Below are 17,528 nucleotides of genomic sequence, written 5' to 3' on the forward strand. Positions count from 1 at the left end.
TTTTCTTTCAGTCTTCCAGCGACGCCAGCGCGTCGTCGATTTCAAACAGCAGTTTTTCCAGGAACATCAGGCGCCGCACCCGGTCGGTGACGGCGGTGTAATCCTGGACGTCGTCGAGCAGACCCGCCACTTCCTCGTAGCGGCCGGCGATGTCGTCCGTCAGGCGCTGGAACAGCCGCTCCAGCTCGTGATGATCGCCGCCGGCACGCGCTTCCATCACCGCCTCGCGCCATTCCATCTGTTCCATCAGGAAATCGGCCGGCATCGCGGTATTGCTTTCCGCCTGCAGGTCGTGGCCGGCCAGTTCGAGCAGGTACTTCGCCCGCTCCAGCGGCTTTTTCAGCGTCATGTACGCCTCGTTGGCGCGCGTCGCCCATTGCATCGACAGCCGCCGCTCGGTCTCCGGGGCGCTGGCGAAACGGTCAGGATGAACCCGCGCCTGCACGTCGCGATAGCGCGAATCGAGCTCCGATAGGTTGAGCCGGAAGGTCTTCGGCAAGTCGAACAGGGAGAAGAAATCAGCGGTCAGGTCCAAAGACAAACCTCGGAAAGGCAACGCATCAGGATGCGACAAACGGCAAAGCGAAGGCGGAGCAAGGCGAGCCCCGCGCAGACAGTACGTCAGTACGGCAAGCGGGGCTCAACGCCGCCCCGCCGAGCCATTCCCAACCGAATCAGACGTTGAAGGACTCACCACAACCACACTGATCCTTGACGTTGGGATTATTGAACTTGAACCCCTCGTTCAGGCCTTCGCGGGCAAAGTCCAGTTCCATTCCGTCGAGGTAAGGCAGGCTCTTCGCATCGACGATGACCTTGACCCCGTTGCTGTCGAAAACCTGGTCGTCTTCATTGACCTCGTCGACGAATTCCAGCTTGTAGGCCATGCCGGAACAGCCACTGGTCCTTACGCCGAGGCGCAGGCCGATGCCCTTGCCGCGTTTCTGCAGGAAACCGGCGACGTGCTTCGCCGCCTTGTCGCTCAAGGTGATCGCCATTTTCTATTCTCCGTGCTTCTTCTTGTAGTCGGCCACGGCCGCCTTGATGGCGTCCTCGGCCAGGATCGAGCAGTGGATTTTAACCGGCGGCAGCGCCAGTTCCTCGGCAATGTCGGTATTTTTGATGTCCAGCGCCTGATCGACGGTCTTGCCCTTGACCCACTCGGTGACCAGCGACGACGAGGCGATCGCCGAGCCGCAACCGTAGGTCTTGAACTTGGCGTCCTCGATGACGCCCGACTTGTTGACCTTGATCTGCAGCTTCATCACGTCGCCGCAGGCCGGCGCGCCGACCATCCCGGTGCCGACATCGGAATCGTCCTTGTCGAGCGAGCCGACATTGCGAGGATTCTCATAGTGATCAATGACTTTTACGCTATAGCTCATGTTGTTTCTCCGTTAATTCGTTAGTGGGCGGCCCACTGGACGGTACTCAGATCGATACCTTCCTTGTACATGTCCCACAGCGGGGAAAGGTCACGCAATTTCTGAATTTTCTCGTGCAACAGCTTGACCGCATAGTCGATTTCTTCTTCGGTGGTGAAGCGGCCGATGGAGAAACGGATCGAGCTGTGCGCCAGTTCGTCGTCGCGCCCCAGCGCGCGCAGCACGTAGGACGGCTCCAGGCTGGCCGAGGTGCAGGCCGAACCGGACGACACCGCGAGGTCCTTGATCGCCATGATCATCGACTCGCCTTCGACGTAGGCGAAGCTGATGTTGAGGTTGTGGGCGACGCGCTGTTCGAGGTCGCCATTGACGAAAGTCGCTTCAATATCTTGAAGTCCTTTCAGAAGTTTATCGCGCAAGCCTTTGACTCGCTTGTTTTCTTCGACCATTTCCTCGCGCGCGATACGGAAGGCTTCGCCCATACCGACGATCTGGTGCGTGGCCAGCGTGCCGGAGCGGAAACCGCGCTCGTGACCGCCGCCGTGCATCTGCGCCTCCAGCCGGATGCGCGGCTTGCGCCGCACGTAGAGCGCGCCGATGCCCTTCGGGCCGTAGGTCTTGTGTGCCGAGAAGCTCATCAGGTTGACCTTGAGCTGGCTCAGGTCGATATCGACCTTGCCGGTCGCCTGCGCCGCATCGACGTGGAAGATGACGCCCTTGGCGCGGCAGATTTCGCCGAGTTCGGCGATCGGCTGAACGACGCCGACTTCGTTATTGACGAACATCACCGAGGCAAGCACGGTATCCGGGCGGATCGCCGCCTTGAATACCTCAAGGTCGATCAGGCCGTTTTCCTGGACGTCGAGGTAGGTCGCCTCGAAACCCTGGCGCTCCATCTCGCGCACGGTGTCGAGGACCGCCTTGTGTTCGGTCTTCAGCGTGATGATGTGCTTGCCCTTGGTGGCGGCGTAGAAGTTGGCGGCGCCCTTGATTGCCAGATTGTTCGATTCGGTGGCACCGGAAGTCCAGACGATTTCCTTGGGATCGGCACCGACCAGCGCGGCGACCTCCTCGCGCGCCTCCTCGACGGCTGCCTCGGCCACCCAGCCGAAGCTGTGCGAACGCGATGCGGGATTGCCGAAATGCTCGCACAGGTAGGGAATCATCTTTTCGGCGACGCGCGGATCGACCGGGGTGGTGGCCGAGTAATCGAGGTAGATAGGCAGTTTCATCGTCTTTCTCACTGGGTCGGTTCAGGCGGTGACCGCCGTCAGTCCCTGCAGGCGTCCGACCGTGACCCGCAAGGCATTGATGAATTGTTCGACATCGGCATCGCCGTTGTCGTTACCGAGGCTGACGCGCACCGCGCCACGGGCGATTTCCGGCGCCACGCCCATCGCCCGCAGCACGTGCGAGGGTTCCGGGTTGGCACTGGAGCAGGCGGCGCCGCTGGCGACGGCAAAACCTTCCCGGTCGAGCTTGCCGACCAGGGTTTCGCCGTCGATGCCGGCGATCGCGAAGTAGCTGGTGTTCGGCAGGCGTCGCGCGTCGACCGCGAAAATGCTCGCCCCGAGAGCGGTCAATCCGCGCTCGAGACTATCCTTCAGGGCGGCCAGACGCGCAGCCGATTGGGCAACGCGCTGCGCCGCAAGTTCCGCGGCGACGCCGAAACCGACGATTGCCGGCACGTTCTCGGTCCCCGAGCGCAGACCGCGCTCGTGACCGCCGCCGGCAATCTGCGGCTGCAGTTCGATGCGCTTGTCGACGAGCAGCGCCGCCGCCCCCTTGGGGCCGTTGATCTTGTGCGCCGAAACGGTCAGCGCGTGCAGGCCGGCTGCGTTGAGCATCCGGAAATCGATCGGCAGCTTGCCGAAAGCCTGCACCGCGTCGCTGTGCGTCCAGGCGCCGGCGGCGCGCGCCGCGGCGGCCAGGGCCGCGACATCCTGGACGACGCCGGTCTCGTTGTTGGCAAGCATCACCGAGACCAGCTTCGGTTTCAATTGCAGCACGGCGGCGAAGTCTGCGTCGTCGATCCGCCCTGCTCCATCAACGGCAATCTCGCGCAGCGTCCAGCCCTGGCGGACGAGTTGCGCCGCCGGCTTGAGCACGCAGGGATGCTCGATGGCACTGACCGCGACGACGCCGGGGCGCAGGCTGGCGGCGGCGCCCTTGACGAAGAGATTGTTGGCCTCGCTGCCGCCGCTGGTGAACAGCACTTCGGTCGGGTGCGCGCCGAGCGCCGCGGCGACGCGCTGGCGCGCCTCGTCGATCGCCTGGCGGGCACGCCGGCCGTATTCATGGCGGCTCGACGCATTGCCGCACAGCCCGTCGAGCCACGGCAGCATGGCCGCCCGCACCGCCGGATCGAGCGGGGTGGTCGCGTTGTGGTCGAGGTAGACGGGGGCGAACATGCCGGAATCAGGCGGCGACTGCCGTCTTGTCGCGGATCGTCCGGCGCGGGTGCGGGCCGAGCGGACGCTGATCGGCGATCACCGATTCGCCGCGGGCGGCGGCCTTGGCCTTTTCCCGCTCGACGAGGTCGGCCAGGGTCACCGAGGCCAGGTATTCGAACATCTTGGTATTGAGCGTCGTCCACAGATCGTGGGTCATGCAGCGGTGGTCGTCCAGACAGTTCTCGCTGCCGCCGCACTGCGTCGCGTCGAGGTTCTCATCGACGGCACGGATGATGTCGGCGACGCTCACCAGCGCCAGCGGCCGGGCGATGCAGTAGCCGCCGCCGGGGCCGCGCACGGAATCGACGAGCTTGTAGCGACGCAGCTTGCCGAATAGCTGCTCCAGGTAGGACAGCGAGATGCTCTGCCGCTCGGCGACGCCGGCCAGGGCGACCGGCCCTTCGCCGCCGCGCAAGGCGAGATCCATCATCGCTGTCACGGCAAAACGCCCTTTGGTGGTCAAACGCATTGCGGCCTCCCGACTAATAACCAAGTATTGCGGTCAACTATAGCCAATCCAGACAAAATTAGTCAACTATTTTGCTCAGGTATTTCGGATCGAAATCGTCGCTCTGCTGCACTTCCTGGTCGCACTTGACGCCCTGCGCGTCGAGTTCCTTGAGCAGCGACGCCAGGCGCCGATCGGTTTCGGCGGCGTGGTCGAGCAGACCGTGAATCGCCTTGGCCAGCGGATCGTCCTGGTCGCGGGCGACGGCGTAGGCCGAGAAGCCGAGCTTTTCCGCCTGCGCCTCGCGCTCCTTGCTCTGCGCATCGATGATGCGCGCCGGGTTGCCGACCGCGGTGGCGCCCGCCGGCACCGCCTTGGTGACGACCGCGTTGGAACCGACCTTGGCACCCGCCGCGATGACGATGGGACCGAGCACCTTGGCGCCGGCACCGACGACGACGCCGTTCTCCAGCGTCGGATGGCGCTTGCCCCGGGCCCATGAGGTGCCGCCCAGGGTGACGCCGTGGTAGAGCGTGACGTCGTCGCCGATTTCGGCGGTCTCGCCGATGACGACGCCCATGCCGTGATCGATGAAGAAGCGACGGCCGATGGTGGCGCCGGGATGGATTTCGATGCCGGTGAAGAAACGCGCCAGGTGCGCGGTGAACCGCGCCAGCCAGCGCAGCCGGTGACCCCACAGCCAATGGGCGACGCGATGCAGGATCAGCGCGTGAATGCCCGGATAACAGGTGAGCACTTCCCAGAACGAGCGGGCCGCCGGATCGCGGTCGAAGACCGCGCGGATATCCTCACGCAAGTGCCGGAACATGGGGTGCTATCTCCCTATTGAAAGGGGGTGAATTCTAGAATACTCGACTGAATTTGTCAGCTATTTGCAGAAAGCTCGGCCAGAACGCGCCCCACCCCGGCCAGACAGGCCTCGCGCGCCGCCGGCTCGGCCGGGCTACCGCTCAGGTAGGCGGCGACCAGCAGCGGCGGCCGACCGGGCGGCCAGACGATGCCGACATCGTTGGCGTCGCTGCGATTGCTGCCGGTCTTGTCGCCGATCCGCCAGTCCGCCGGCAGCCCCGCCTTGAGCCGGCGCCCGCCGGTGGCGCAGGCAAGCAGCCAGTCCTGCAGTTGCCGGCGCGACACCGGCGACAGCACGTCGCCAAGCAGCAACCGGTGCAGCGTCGCCGCCATCGCCCGGGGCGTCGTCGTATCGAAGGCGGGATCGGCACCGGGCTGGTTCAGTTCGGGTTCGCGGCGGTCGAGCCGGGTGACGTCGTCGCCGCTGCTACGCAGGAAGGCGGTCAGCGCCGCCGGCCCGGCAAAGCTGTCGAGGACCAGGTTGGCGGCGGCGTTGTCGCTGCTGGCGATGGTCGCCGCGCACAGTTCGCCCAGGGTCATGCCCTGCCCGTCGGCGAATTTCTCGGTCACCGGCGACCACGGCAGCAGGAGCGAGCGCTCGAAGACGATGCGCCGATCGAGACGCTCGATACCGGCATCAACCCGCTGCAGCACGCAGGCGCCGGCGAGCGCCTTGAACGAACTGAGCAGCATGAAGCGCTCGTCGGCGCGATAGCCGAAACTGGCACCGTTTGCCGTATCGATGATGTGTACGCCGAGGCGGCCGCCGACCGCCGCTTCCAGCGCGCGCAGGCGCTCGGTGACCGTGGCAGCGGCCAGCACCGCCCGCGGCATGACGGCAATCAGACCGATCGCGGATAGGGAACGGAAAAAGCGGCGGCGCGACATGCGCGCATTGTGCCAGCCGCTCAGGCGCCCGGCCAGGTGACCGGCTTGCCGTCGGCGCTCAAACTCATCCGGCCGTCGGCGGAAAACTGCAGCGCGATCTGCGATGCCGGCCGGTTGTCGGCGAACAGCCAGGCGTACTTGGCGACCACCGCAGCAGCCTCGGCCGACGATGCGGCGGCGGTGTATTCCTCGTGGAAAGGCAGGCTCTTCTGCATCTCGACCTGATGCGAGGTCAGCGCAGCCGCCGTCTGCATGCTGCGCGCCAGCGCCGGTTCTTCGGCCAGCGCCGCCTTGAACTGCTCGGCGTAGGGATAATCGGCCGGCAACTGGAGTTGCCCATGGCGGTCGTAGCTGACGCTCGCCGGGGCTTCGGGAATGCCGTTGGCGGCCAGGAAACCCGGCATCTCCTGCGACACGTAATCGCTCAGCGCCTGGATGTTGGCCGGCGACGGCAACATCAGTGGCGGCAGTTCGGTGAAACCGCCGGGCGGCGGCTGGAAATAGGCTTCGATGTCGATGTCGACCGATCCCTGGTTGGTATCGAAGGTCGCCGTGCGCGCCGAAGTGAAAGCATCACTCTCGGCCGCCAGACGATCGCGGGCAGCTTGCGAAATGCTGACCGTGCCGGCAGCATTTGCCGGCGCCGGGCTGACACTTGCCGTAAGCACCGTACTGCGATTCAGCGTGGAAACCGCGGAAACCGCGGCGGACCAGGGGTTGGCGGCTTGAACGAACATGGCGCAAGACTCTCGGGCAATGAAGTTGCAGCTTGCTCTGCAAGCCTCATGCCATTTCCGCCTGCGCGCTGGCGACGGCAAGGCGGCGCACCAGTTCGGGAATGATCGCCGCCTCCGCCATGCCGTAGCCGAGGACCAGGCCGTTGTCGCCCCGGCCGTCGCTGCTGTAGCGGCTGAGCGCCCGCGCCGCGACGCCCTGCCCGGCCGCCGCGGCGACGATCGCCACGTCCGCCACCCGTCCCGGCAGATGCAGTACCAGGTGCAGGCCGGCGTCGCCACCGGCGATGCGGGCGCCGGGAAAATGCTGCGCCAGCGCCGCTCGTAGAACCTGCTGACGCTCCCGATAGACCGGCGCCATCGCCCGCAGGTGGCGGGTCAAGCGGCCGCTGTCGAGAAAACGCGCCAGCGCCCGCTGCTCGACCGCCTGGCCGCCGCGATGCAGTTCGCCGAGCGCCTGCCCGAAACTGTTGACGGCCCAGCGCGGCAGTACCAGGTAGGCGATGCGCAGGCCGGGATAGAGCAGCTTGCTGAAGGTACCGAGATAGACCACCGGCGCTTCCGGGCGCAGCCCCTGGATCGCCGGCAGCGGCCGGGCGTGGTTGAACTCGCTGTCGTAGTCGTCCTCGATCAGCCAGTGCTCTCCGGGCACCAGGCGGGCCAGGAAGGCCAGCCGCCGGTCGAGCGCCAGCACGCTGCCGCCCGGGTACTGGTGCGACGGCGTCAAGTGCAGCAGGCGCGGCGGCCGTTCCCGCCACAGCGCATCCGGCGCCGCCATGCCCTGCCCGTCGACCGGCACCGGCTGCACCGTCAGCCCGGCGGCAAGCAGCGTGTTGCGGGCGACCGGATAGCCCGGTTCCTCGACCCAAGCGAGGTCGCCGGGATCGGCCAACAGGCGGGCGCAAGCGTCGAGCGCCGCCTGGGCGCCGGGCAGGATGAAGACCTGCGCCGCCGTGCAGGCAACGCCGCGGCGGGCACCGAGGAAACTGGCGACGGCCTGGCGCAGCGCCGGTTCGCCGCCGACTTCGGCGTAAGCCAGATGACGGGCGCCGACCGCGCGCCAGGCGTCCTGCAGCAGGCGCGACCAGAGCGGCCAGGGAAAGGCGTTGAGGTCGGGGACGCCGGGCGCGAACGGCAGCGTGGGCTCGCCGCGGGCGCTGGCCGACAGCGCCGCCGCCCGCCGCGACAGGACACCGGCCACCGGTGCGGACGGCGCCAGCGTCGGCGCGGCCGGTAGCCTGGCCACCCGGGTGCCGCCGCGGTCGGCGATCAGGAAGCCTTCGGCGAGCAGTTGCTGGTAGGCGAACAACACGCCGTTGCGTGCCATGCCGACATCGGCCGCCAGACGACGGCTGGCCGGCAAGCGCAGGCCGGCGCCAAGGCGGCCGGCGACGATGGCCTGCTTGAGCAGGCGGTACAGGCGCTGCTGGCGCGCTTCGCCGACGGCCGGCCGGCGCAGTTCATCGAGAAGGAGATCGAGCGCCATCTGGCTCCATCAATCGGGGGATTTGTGGCTCCATCGATGGTGCCACAGGCGGGCTATGCTGACCGGACTTTTTCAGGAGATAGCGATGCCAGCCACCGCCCCCAGCCCGCGGACGCAAATCCGCCGCAAGCCGCAGCGCGGCCATTACGATTTCGCCGCCATTGCCGCCATCGTCGATGCGGCACTGATCTGCCACGTCGCCTTCCGGCACGCGGGCAGCGTCCATAGCCTGCCCACCGCCTGCTGGCGGATCGACCGCCACCTCTACGTCCATGCCGCCAACAACGCGCGCATGGCGGACGCCCTGCTGGCTGACGAATGCGCCGTCAGCATCGCGCTGGTCGACGGCCTGGTGCTGGCGCGCTCGGCCTTCCACCATTCGATGAATTACCGCTCGCTGGCGGTCTATGGGCAGTTTGCCGAAGTGCTGGCGAGCGACGACAAAGCCGCCGCCCTCACCGCCTTCGTCGAACACGTCAGCCCCGGGCGTTCGTCGCTGGTGCGCGCGCCGACGCCGGCCGAACTCGCCGGCACCCGCGTCCTGCGCCTGGCGCTGGACGAAGCCGCGGCAAAAATCCGTAACTGGGGTGTCGAAGACGATGCCGGCGATCTTGGCATCGCCGTCTGGTCGGGTGTCGTTCCGCTGCACACCGCCGCCGGCGTCTTGCTGCCGGATGAGAATTGCGCCGCCCTTGCAGAACCGGCGCTGCCCGATCTTGTTGTTTTGCGGGCCGCATGAAATTCGCCGGCCAACGCCGGCGAATCCCCCCTGATTTTGCTGCTGTTGTCAGTGTGCCCCTTGATGCGGCTTCGCCGACGCGTTACTTCCATCCTTGTTGGCTTGCTTGGCGGCGTAAACGCCGAGGTAGACCGCCATCACGAGAATGAAGAGGATCGTGAACAGGCTGAGCAGACCAATGTCGGAAGTGAAAAGAAGATTCCACGCCATGACCGTTCTCCCTTTGGATTGTTGGATGGAAAATGCCGTTTAAAGCAGCAATCCACCCGCAATAAGCATGCCCAGATGCGACATCCTGTCGCAGTCTCCCACGCTCCGGGAAAAACCTCCGAAATCCTCACTGCTGCTGAGTTTTGCGAGGGCGCCCGGAGCCTCGGCAGGGATAGGCGGCAAAGCCATGCGCCAGAAATGGCAATTCATTTCCGCCAAGTGCGCCAGAAGTGACACACCACCAATGAAATACGCCGCCAAGCCGGTCCGTCGGTGCCGTCCGCGGCCCATCCCCGGGTTGCGGCAATCAGCGACCGCGGCAATCCGCCGGCGCCGCCTGGCCGCGTTCCCAGCAGGCGCTGGCGGCCTGCGGCGCCGGGTGCGGCGTGCCTTCGCGGTCAATTTTGGCGACGACGATGCGCGAACTGACGACGCCGGCCTTGTCGAGTTCCAGGCGCAGCAGCCAGCCGGTGTTGTTGAGCGGGTCGTCGAAGCCGTCGAAGACGAAGTTGCCGAGGCTGTAGATCACCGGCTTGCCGCGGTAGATCTCGATTTCCTGGGTGACGTGCGGATGGCCGCCGACGACGGCGTCGGCACCGGCGTCGATCATCCGCCGCGCCAGCGCTTTCTGCCGCTCGCTGGCCCGCGTTTCGTGCTCCCAGCCCCAGTGCATCACCGGGATCACCAGGTCGGCCCGGTCGCGCTGGCGCGCCTGGCGGATGTCGTGCAGCACCTGCTCGTCCTCGCTCCAGGCGATGCCCGGCTGGTTATGGCCGGCCTCGAAGCTGCGCGGGAAGAATTCGTTGTAGCCGAGGAGCGCGATGCGCAGCCCCTTGCGTTCGACGATCAGCGGCCGATGGGCGTCGGCCAGCGTACGCCCGCCGCCGAAGTAGCCGAGACCGGCCCGCTCGAGGTGGCCGAGCATCTCGCCGAAGGCCGCCGGGCCGTAATCGCCGGAATGGTTGTTGGCGAGGCCGACGGCGTCAAAATGGCGTTTCACCAGCTTCAGCACGCGCGGTGGTGCGCGGAAGGTATAGGGCTTGTCGGCTTCCGCCTTGCCGCCGCGAGCAACGACGCATTCGAGGTTGGCGATGCGCAGGTCGGCGCTAGCGAGAATGGCGGCGAACGGCGCCAGCGGGTCGCGGCCCTGGCGGATCACCTTGCCCGGCGTGTCGTCGAGCATCACGTCGCCGACGAAGGCGACCGAGACGGTGCCGTCATCGGCCCACACCGGAAGCGGCAGCAGGCAGGCGGCGAGCAGGAGCAGCGATCTCATGGGCGGACACTCGTCAGGGTGCAGTCGTACTGCAGTTCGCGCCCGAGGATGGGCGAATAGAGGCGCTGTTCGCCGGTCAGCGAACGGCCGTCGGCCGTCGGCGCGCGGTAGGTTGCCTGCTGCAACAGGATGGGCTGGCCGCGGCGTTGGTAATAGGCGTAGATCTTGACGTACTCGGCAACGCCGTCGGCCGCGACGACGACGGCCTTGAAGTGGAAATTGTCGTTGATGTTGGTCGCCGGCACCCGGTAGATGTCGGCGGCCGGTCCGTAGTCGAGGACCTGGACGGTATTCGACTGCTCCAGCCGGCAGTGCAGCCACGGCCCGTCGGCGGCGGCGGATAGTGCCGGCGCCCCGAGCAGCGCGGCGAGTAGACAAGCCTCAAGACGCATCGCGTTTCCCCTCCCCTGTGGCCAGCATCATAACCGGGAAAATGCTGGCGCCGGCTCAGTGGAAATCCCGGCTGCGCGTTTCCAGCCGCCCCAGCCAGGCCGACAGGTCGACCAGGCGCTGGGCAACCAGGTGCACGACGCCGTCGGCGCATTGCAGTTGGCCGTAGACGCCGAGCAGCGGTGCGGCGAGCAGTTCGCGCCGCTGTTTCTCGACCAGCGCCGGCTTGACGACGACGTTGGTCCAGCCGGTTTCGTCCTCCAGCGTGACGAAGACGATGCCGGTCGCCGTGCCCGGCCGCTGGCGGCCGGTGACGATGCCGGCAACGCGGACCAGCGCGCGGTCGCCGCGTTGCGCCAGTTCGCTGGCGCTGAGGAAGCGCCGCGCTGCGAGATGTTCGCGCAGCAGCGTCAGCGGGTGCGGGCGCAGGCTGTGGCCGAGCTGCTGGTAATCGGCGACCAGGTTGTCGGCCAGCGTCGGCGCCGCCAGTTCGACCGCAGCTTCCGGCGCCGGCAGGCCGGCGAAGAGGTCGCCCTGGATCGCCCGCTGGCCGCTGTCGGCAACCGCCCAGGCGGCCTGCCGGCGATGACCGGCGAGGCCGCGCAAGGCATCGGCGGCAGCGAGCTGATCCAGATCGCGCTTGCCCAGGGCGCAGCGCGCCGCGAGGTCGGCAACATCGGCAAACGCCGCCCGCCGCCGCGCGTCGGCGATGCGCACGGCCGCCTCCCGGCTCAGTCCCTTGATCTCGCGCAGGCCAAGGCGCACCGCGCCGCCCTCGTCGATCCGGCTGTCCCAGTCGCTGGCCGTGACATCGGCCGGCAGCACGCTGACGCCGTGGCGGCGGGCATCCTGGATCAACATCGACGGCGAATAGAAACCCATCGGCTGGCTGTTGAGCAAGCCGCAGAGGAAGGCCGCCGGGTGGTGGCGCTTGACCCAGGCCGAGGCATAGACCAGCAGCGCGAAGCTGGCGGCGTGCGATTCGGGGAAGCCGTATTCGCCGAAGCCCTGGATCTGGGCGACGATGCGCTCGATGAAGGCGGCCGGCACGCCGTTGCGCGCCATGCCGGCGCGCAGCTTGTCCTGGTAGCGGGCTAGATTGCCCTTGCGCCGCCAGGCGGCCATCGCCCGCCGCAGCTCGTCGGCCTCGCCGGGCGTGAAGCCGGCGGCGACGATGGCCAGTTGCATCACCTGTTCCTGGAAGATCGGCACGCCGCAGGTGCGCGCCAGCACCGCGTCGATCGCCGGCGTGATGCGCTCGATATCCTCCCTGCCCTGGCGCCGCTTCAGGTAAGGATGGACCATGTCGCCCTGGATCGGCCCGGGGCGCACCAGCGAAACCTCGATCACCAGGTCGTAATAGTTGCGCGGCTTCAGGCGCGGCAGCATGCTCATCTGCGCCCGCGATTCGACCTGGAAGACGCCCATGCTGTCGGCGCGGCACAGCATGTCGTAGGTCGCCTTGTCGCCTTCGGGGATTTCGTTCAAAGCCAGCGGCCCGATCATCGCCAGCATCCGGCGCAGCGCCGACAGCATGCCGAGCGCCAGCACGTTGACCTTCATCAGGCCGACCGCGTCGAGGTCGTCCTTGTCCCACTGGATCACCGTGCGCGTTTCCATCGCCGTGTTCTCGACCGGCACCAGCCGCGCCAGCGGCCCGCGCGACATGACGAAGCCGCCGACGTGCTGGGTCAGGTGGCGGGGAAAGCCGCGCAGCTGCTCGGCCAGCCACAGCCATTTCTCGACGCGCGGCGAAGCCGGGTCCAGCCCCTGCTCGGCGAAGCGTTCCGGCATCTGTTCGCGTTTGTCCCACCAGGCGAGCGAAGCGGTCAGCGCGTCGATGCGGGCGATGTCGAAGCCGAGCGCGCGGCCGGCGTCGCGCAGCGCGCCCTTGGTCCGGTAGGTGATGACGGCGGCGGCCAGCGCCGTGCGCTCGCGGCCGTACTTGCCGTAGATGTAGGCGATGACCTCGGCGCGCCGCTCGTGCTCGAAATCGACGTCGATATCGGGCGGCTCGCCGCGCTCTTTCGAGACGAAGCGCTCGAACAGCATCGCCGAACGCGCCGGGTCGACCTCGGTGACGCCGAGCGCGAAACAGACCGTCGAATTCGCCGCCGAACCGCGCCCCTGGCAGAGGATGCCAGCGCCGCGGGCGAAACAGACGATGTCGTAGACGGTCAGGAAATAGGCTTCGTAACTCAGCTCGGCGATCAGCCGCAGTTCGTGCTCAATGCGCTCGCGCACCGCCGCCGGCACGCCCGCCGGGTAGCGTCGGCGCAGTCCGGCCTCGGTCTCGTGGCGCAGCCAGGAGATTGGCGTGTGGCCAGCGGGGACGATTTCCTCCGGATATTCGTAGCGCAACTCGTCGAGCGAGAACGTGCACAAGGCCGCGATACGCAGCGTCTCGGCCAGCAGTTCGGGCGGATAGAGCCGCGCCAGCCGCAGACGCGAACGCAGGTGGCGCTCGCCGTTCGGGAACAGCGCGTGGCCGGCCTCGAACACCGAGGTCTTCAGGCGCAGCGCGGTCAGCACGTCCTGCACCGGCCGCCGCGCCCGCACGTGCATGTGCACGTCGCCCGCCGCCACCAGCGGCAGGCCGCAGGCGGCAGCGAGCGCCTGCAGTTCCGCGAGCCTGGCCGCGTCGTCCGGCCCGGCGTGCAGTTCGACGGCGATCCAGCAACGTCCGGGAAAGCGTTCGGCCAACCAGCGCCCGTCGGCGACCGAAGGCGTCGCCTCGGGCACCCACAGCACCAGGCAATCAGGCAGCGCGCCATTCGGTGAGATGGCGTTCAGGTCGTGGCGCTGCAAGGTATAGGCGCCCTTCTCCGCCCGCCGCCGGGCGAGCGTGATCAGCGCCGAGAGGTTGCCGTAACCCTCCCGGTTCTGCGCCAGAAAGACCAGTTTCAGGCCGTCGACCGTGCTCATCTCGCTGCCGATGATGAGACGCGTCGCCCCGCCTTGGGCCCGGAACGCCTGATGCACGCGCACCACGCCGGCCAGCGAGCACTCGTCGGTCAGCGCCAGCGCCGCGTAGCCCTGCGCCACCGCCTGCGCCGCCAGCTCCTCCGGATGCGAAGCACCACGCAGGAAGCTGAAGTTGGACAGGCAGTGCAGCTCGGCGTAGTCGGGGAGCGCGGACGGGACGGTCAATGCGGGCCTCTGGCAAACAACTGTATTTTCATACAGTCATTTTAGCCCACCCCGCGTTTCAGTCCCAGCGCGGCTGGTAGGAAAAGGTCGGCAGCTTCCAGGCGAAGCGCAGCGCCAGCATGCGGAAGGCGAAACCGGCGCCGAAACAGATCAGCGTGATCAGGTCGCTGTCCCAGCCGAGCCCGCGCAGCACCAGGAAGAGCACGCAGACGAACAGCGAAACGCTGGCGTAAAGCTCGCGGCAGAAGACCACCGGCACCTGGTTGCACAGCACGTCGCGCAGCACGCCGCCGGAAATCCCGGTCAGCATGCCGGCCATGATCACGACCACTACCGGGTAATCGAGCTGTAGCGCGACGCTGCAGCCGATCAGCGAGAAAGCGACCAGGCCGAGCGCGTCGAGCATCAGGAAGAGGCGCTTCATGTGGTGCATGAAGCGGGCGATCAGCGTCGTCGCCAGCCCCGCCAGGATGACCAGGTAGACATACTCGGGATGCTGGGTCCAGCCGATCGGGTAATGGCCGAGCACGACGTCGCGGATCGTGCCGCCGCCCAGCGCGGTGACGAAGGCGATGACGGCAACGCCGAAGAAATCCATGTCGCGACGGCCGGCGGCGAGCGCGCCGGACATCGCCTCGGCGGCGATGGCGACCAGGTAGACAACCAGCAAGAGGTCGAACTGCTTGCTGGCGAGCGGTTGAAAAACGAGGGCGAGACTGTCGAACATCGGGAGGATTCCGTCAAAAAGCGGAAACTCCCAACGGGTGTTTCCGCGACGCCTCTCCCCCTGTCCTTTTACCTGAGAGTTTCGGCCCGCAAGAGCCTGCCCCTTCGGTGAGTCGGCGGGCGCGGCGCGCTCGCGACTTCTCTCCAGCCGGCGAATCATGTCTGCAGTTCGGCATGCCTGAGCGATTATGGGAGTTTGCGCCTTCGGCGGAGCCTGGCGAACCAGCGCTCTCTCTCCTGCAGAGGGGCCGGATTATCGGCAGCGCTGGGGATGCCTGTCAATCAGCGCGCGGTCGTCTGGGATTTGAAACGGCTGAATTTGCTTGAGGCCGACTTCCGCCTCCGGCTACAAGCTCTCTCCAAAAAGAGCCAGCGGGTGGCTCGCGAGGTATGCTGTCGAATTATTCGCAGCAGCTTTGGCGGCATCAGGGACTGGCATGGCCTGATGTGCGATCAGGCCATTTTCTTGAAAGAGCAAGTCGATGAGTTATGTGCTTCAAGTTTGGGAAACACCAGCAAACCTTCCGGTGCCTGCCACTCTCGAAGCAGCCTCGCGGCAGCTCGATCAATTGCAGCAGCGAACGGCGCAGCACAAGAAATTTCGTCTTCTGGCACTGCGGCTGACGCTACGCTACCCCTGCATCTGCTCGCCCCGGGCCGAAGAGATACCGGAATCCGAATGGGCCTGGAGCGACGGGCCACTCGACGGCAAGACCGACGCCGCGGTCTTTGCACTGGGGGTCAATCCGGAAATGCTGGATGCCGTCTTGCCGTTTGTGGTCGGACAGGCACGCCTGTTCGGACTCAATGTCATGGACGCGCAGGAAGGTGTCGTCTATCTGGCCAATGGTCAGCGTCTGACGGTGGCTACGCCGCCGACTTCGCGGGCGGAAAAAAATTACGATGACGTGCCAAAGCGTGCCGCCCTGGAAAAAATCGTCTTCGAGCGCCTGACCCCTTTTCTCGCCGAACATGGCTTCAAGGCAAGAAAAAGCGATCGCAGTTTCAAAGCCGTTTTTCCCAACGGATGGCATGTGCTGTACATCGGCAGCACCGACATGTGGCCTCTCAATGTGCCCTTCTGCCTGAATGTCGAAAGTCGCTTTCACGAGGTCACCAACCTTGTTTCCTCGATTGCCTGGCCAGACAAGCCTCCTGATCAAGTGAAGCTGTCTTTTACGACCTCTGCAGGCCAACCCAAATGGATGGACGAGATCGGTCCCTTCCAGGGAACCGACAAGGGTTATGTCGTGCGCAGTTACTCAGAAATCGACGGGGTGATCGAACACCTTCTCGGGAAGTTACAGACCCGCTTGCTACCAATCTTGGAACAATACAAAACGATCAGCGGCCTGGATCAAATCCTCAATCCGGACCCGGTTACTGACTCGGTTTTTTTCACCAGTTTCAGTAGCGGTTCAGATCACATTGTGACCGCCTATCTGGCGAAAAACCCTCGGCTGGAAGCCTTGTGCGAGGAGTTCTTCGCCCAGATCGCTCATTTGCCAAAAGACCTGAATCGCGTTGTACCAACGCTGAAGTGCATCGACTATGTGAGAAGTCGGGCCAACATTTAGGGGGGCGGTTTCAAATCCCAAGTGCAACACTTCATAACCGGAGGAGTTGCATGACGAGAACGTATCAACAATTGAGTGCGGAAGAACGCGGCGTGGTAATGGCGATGAAGGAGCAGGCCAGTAGTGCGCGGGCGATAGCCAAGGTGCTTGGCAGATCGCCCAGCACCATCACGAGAGAACTTCGCCGCAACGGCTACCAGAGCGAAGAGGAGCAATGCGTCATGGGACGCCCCCGAGTGGCTGGCGGCTACGATGCAAACCGCGCCGGCAAGCGAGCCCGGCGGGTGCGACGTGCGGCCTGGCCGGTGCGCAAGCTCCACCGCCAAGGCGCCTTGTGGGCCGAGGTCAGGGCGTTGCTGGAACGCAAGCTCTCGCCCGAGCAGATTGCTGCCAAACTCAAGCAACGCCACCCTGAGCAGCCCCAATTGCAAGCCTCCCACGAAACCATCTACACCGCGATCTATGCCATGCCCAAGGGCGATCTTCGCCGCGAACTGGTCGTCCTGCTGCGCCAGGGGCGAGGCGCACGCAAGCCTCGCACGCGAGGCAAAGATCGGCGGGGATCGCTGCAGGACATGCTGAGCATCCACGTACGCCCGCCCGAGGCCAGCGACCGCTTGCTGCCTGGCCACTGGGAGGGCGACCTGATCAAGGGCAAGGCCAACGCTTCGGCTGTCGGCACCCTGGTGTGCCGCAAGTCGCTGTTTGCCATGCTGGTCAAGCTCGACGGCAGTACGGCGATCGATGCGCTCAACGGATTCACGCAGGCCTTCAGCGGGCTGCCGCCTGAGATCCGACAGACCCTCACCTATGACCAAGGCAAGGAGATGGCGCTGCACAAGAAGCTGGCCGAGAACACCGGCCTGAAAATTTACTTTTGTGATCCTCACAGCCCGTGGCAACGTGGCATCAATGAGCACACCAATGGTTTGCTGCGCCAATATTTGCCGAAGGGCACTGACCTGAGTGTCCACTCCCAGCGCGAACTCGATCACATGGCCTGGGAACTCAATATGCGGCCGAGAAAAACCCTGGGGTGGCGCTCTCCCGCCGAGGTGTTCTTCGATAACATCTTCATGGACAAAGCAGGGCTGATTCCAAATGTTGCACTCGGTCTTTGAAACCGCCGGGCGTTTCCACACAACCTCGGTCGCTACCGGTCTTTTGCGGATCTCAAGCCTCAAGCGCCCCCGAGC

The 17,528-nt window shown here is 65.9% G+C and carries 18 protein-coding genes and 1 riboswitch; of the genes, 3 read left to right on the plus strand and 15 right to left on the minus strand.

Translation table 11 applies throughout. The features are described 5' to 3' along the window. Nucleotides 1–7: 7 nt before the first annotated feature. The 10 genes from hscB to pdxR all read right to left on the minus strand — a co-directional run bounded on the left by hscB (nucleotide 8) and on the right by pdxR (nucleotide 8,264). Nucleotides 8–541 carry a Fe-S protein assembly co-chaperone HscB gene (gene hscB / locus AC0KWY_RS04030; RefSeq protein ID WP_474028367.1) on the minus strand — a complete coding sequence of 178 codons (534 nt, stop codon included), beginning with the start codon at nucleotides 539–541 and terminating at the stop codon, nucleotides 8–10. Nucleotides 542–674: 133 nt separating this feature from the next. Beyond that, the gene (iscA, locus tag AC0KWY_RS04035) at nucleotides 675–998 is read right to left on the minus strand and encodes an iron-sulfur cluster assembly protein IscA (RefSeq protein ID WP_474028368.1); all 324 of its coding nucleotides are present in this window, start codon (nucleotides 996–998) and stop codon (nucleotides 675–677) included. Between the two features lie 3 nt (nucleotides 999–1,001). Further along, nucleotides 1,002–1,385: a Fe-S cluster assembly scaffold IscU gene (gene iscU / locus AC0KWY_RS04040; RefSeq protein WP_374328440.1), complete on the minus strand. Its 384-nt coding sequence runs from the start codon at nucleotides 1,383–1,385 to the stop codon at nucleotides 1,002–1,004. 20 nt (nucleotides 1,386–1,405) lie between these two features. Continuing rightward, nucleotides 1,406–2,617: an IscS subfamily cysteine desulfurase gene (locus tag AC0KWY_RS04045; RefSeq protein ID WP_474028369.1), complete on the minus strand. Its 1,212-nt coding sequence runs from the start codon at nucleotides 2,615–2,617 to the stop codon at nucleotides 1,406–1,408. Between the two features lie 21 nt (nucleotides 2,618–2,638). Next, a complete protein-coding gene (locus tag AC0KWY_RS04050) occupies nucleotides 2,639–3,796 on the minus strand; it encodes a cysteine desulfurase family protein (protein WP_474028370.1) in 1,158 nt (385 codons plus the stop codon). A 7-nt stretch (nucleotides 3,797–3,803) separates the two neighbouring features. Further along, nucleotides 3,804–4,307, minus strand: coding sequence for an Rrf2 family transcriptional regulator (locus AC0KWY_RS04055; RefSeq protein ID WP_474028371.1), 504 nt, complete (start codon nucleotides 4,305–4,307; stop codon nucleotides 3,804–3,806). Nucleotides 4,308–4,365: 58 nt separating this feature from the next. Beyond that, nucleotides 4,366–5,115 carry a serine O-acetyltransferase gene (gene cysE, locus AC0KWY_RS04060; RefSeq protein WP_474028372.1) on the minus strand — a complete coding sequence of 250 codons (750 nt, stop codon included), beginning with the start codon at nucleotides 5,113–5,115 and terminating at the stop codon, nucleotides 4,366–4,368. A gap of 56 nt (nucleotides 5,116–5,171) precedes the next feature. Further along, complete coding sequence (gene bla / locus AC0KWY_RS04065; RefSeq protein WP_474028373.1) at nucleotides 5,172–6,044, minus strand: class A beta-lactamase; 873 nt, start codon at nucleotides 6,042–6,044, stop codon at nucleotides 5,172–5,174. Between the two features lie 20 nt (nucleotides 6,045–6,064). Beyond that, the gene (locus AC0KWY_RS04070) at nucleotides 6,065–6,781 is read right to left on the minus strand and encodes a hypothetical protein (RefSeq protein WP_474028374.1); all 717 of its coding nucleotides are present in this window, start codon (nucleotides 6,779–6,781) and stop codon (nucleotides 6,065–6,067) included. A 46-nt stretch (nucleotides 6,782–6,827) separates the two neighbouring features. Beyond that, entirely contained in the window at nucleotides 6,828–8,264 is a 1,437-nt protein-coding gene (gene pdxR / locus AC0KWY_RS04075; RefSeq protein WP_474028375.1) for a MocR-like pyridoxine biosynthesis transcription factor PdxR, read from the minus strand. An 85-nt stretch (nucleotides 8,265–8,349) separates the two neighbouring features. On the opposite strand from pdxR, the gene AC0KWY_RS04080 reads away from it, so the two are divergent. After that, the gene (locus AC0KWY_RS04080) at nucleotides 8,350–9,003 is read left to right on the plus strand and encodes a pyridoxamine 5'-phosphate oxidase family protein (protein WP_474028376.1); all 654 of its coding nucleotides are present in this window, start codon (nucleotides 8,350–8,352) and stop codon (nucleotides 9,001–9,003) included. A gap of 48 nt (nucleotides 9,004–9,051) precedes the next feature. On the opposite strand, the gene AC0KWY_RS04085 is transcribed toward AC0KWY_RS04080, so the two are convergent. The 5 genes from AC0KWY_RS04085 to AC0KWY_RS04105 all read right to left on the minus strand — a co-directional run bounded on the left by AC0KWY_RS04085 (nucleotide 9,052) and on the right by AC0KWY_RS04105 (nucleotide 14,756). Beyond that, on the minus strand, nucleotides 9,052–9,213 hold the full coding sequence (locus AC0KWY_RS04085) for a DUF3149 domain-containing protein (protein WP_474028377.1): 162 nt from the start codon (nucleotides 9,211–9,213) through the stop codon (nucleotides 9,052–9,054). A 307-nt stretch (nucleotides 9,214–9,520) separates the two neighbouring features. Beyond that, nucleotides 9,521–10,489 (minus strand): CapA family protein, encoded by a 969-nt coding sequence (locus AC0KWY_RS04090; protein ID WP_474028378.1) that lies wholly within the window; start codon nucleotides 10,487–10,489, stop codon nucleotides 9,521–9,523. Beyond that, the gene (locus AC0KWY_RS04095) at nucleotides 10,486–10,881 is read right to left on the minus strand and encodes a hypothetical protein (protein ID WP_474028379.1); all 396 of its coding nucleotides are present in this window, start codon (nucleotides 10,879–10,881) and stop codon (nucleotides 10,486–10,488) included. The genes AC0KWY_RS04090 and AC0KWY_RS04095 overlap by 4 nt, the downstream gene beginning before the upstream one ends. A 55-nt stretch (nucleotides 10,882–10,936) precedes the next feature. Continuing rightward, entirely contained in the window at nucleotides 10,937–14,029 is a 3,093-nt protein-coding gene (locus tag AC0KWY_RS04100; RefSeq protein WP_474028380.1) for an error-prone DNA polymerase, read from the minus strand. Nucleotides 14,030–14,087: 58 nt separating this feature from the next. Continuing rightward, the gene (locus AC0KWY_RS04105) at nucleotides 14,088–14,756 is read right to left on the minus strand and encodes a trimeric intracellular cation channel family protein (RefSeq protein ID WP_474028381.1); all 669 of its coding nucleotides are present in this window, start codon (nucleotides 14,754–14,756) and stop codon (nucleotides 14,088–14,090) included. Between the two features lie 154 nt (nucleotides 14,757–14,910). Further along, nucleotides 14,911–15,005: riboswitch (glycine riboswitch) on the minus strand. Between the two features lie 232 nt (nucleotides 15,006–15,237). Between AC0KWY_RS04105 and AC0KWY_RS04110 the strand changes: the two genes are divergently transcribed. Beyond that, the gene (locus AC0KWY_RS04110; protein WP_474028382.1) at nucleotides 15,238–16,332 is read left to right on the plus strand and encodes a hypothetical protein; all 1,095 of its coding nucleotides are present in this window, start codon (nucleotides 15,238–15,240) and stop codon (nucleotides 16,330–16,332) included. 50 nt (nucleotides 16,333–16,382) lie between these two features. After that, nucleotides 16,383–17,453: an IS30 family transposase gene (locus AC0KWY_RS04115; RefSeq protein WP_474025629.1), complete on the plus strand. Its 1,071-nt coding sequence runs from the start codon at nucleotides 16,383–16,385 to the stop codon at nucleotides 17,451–17,453. Nucleotides 17,454–17,528: the final 75 nt, after the last annotated feature.

This window comes from Azonexus sp. MM2026_4, from assembly GCF_055901855.1.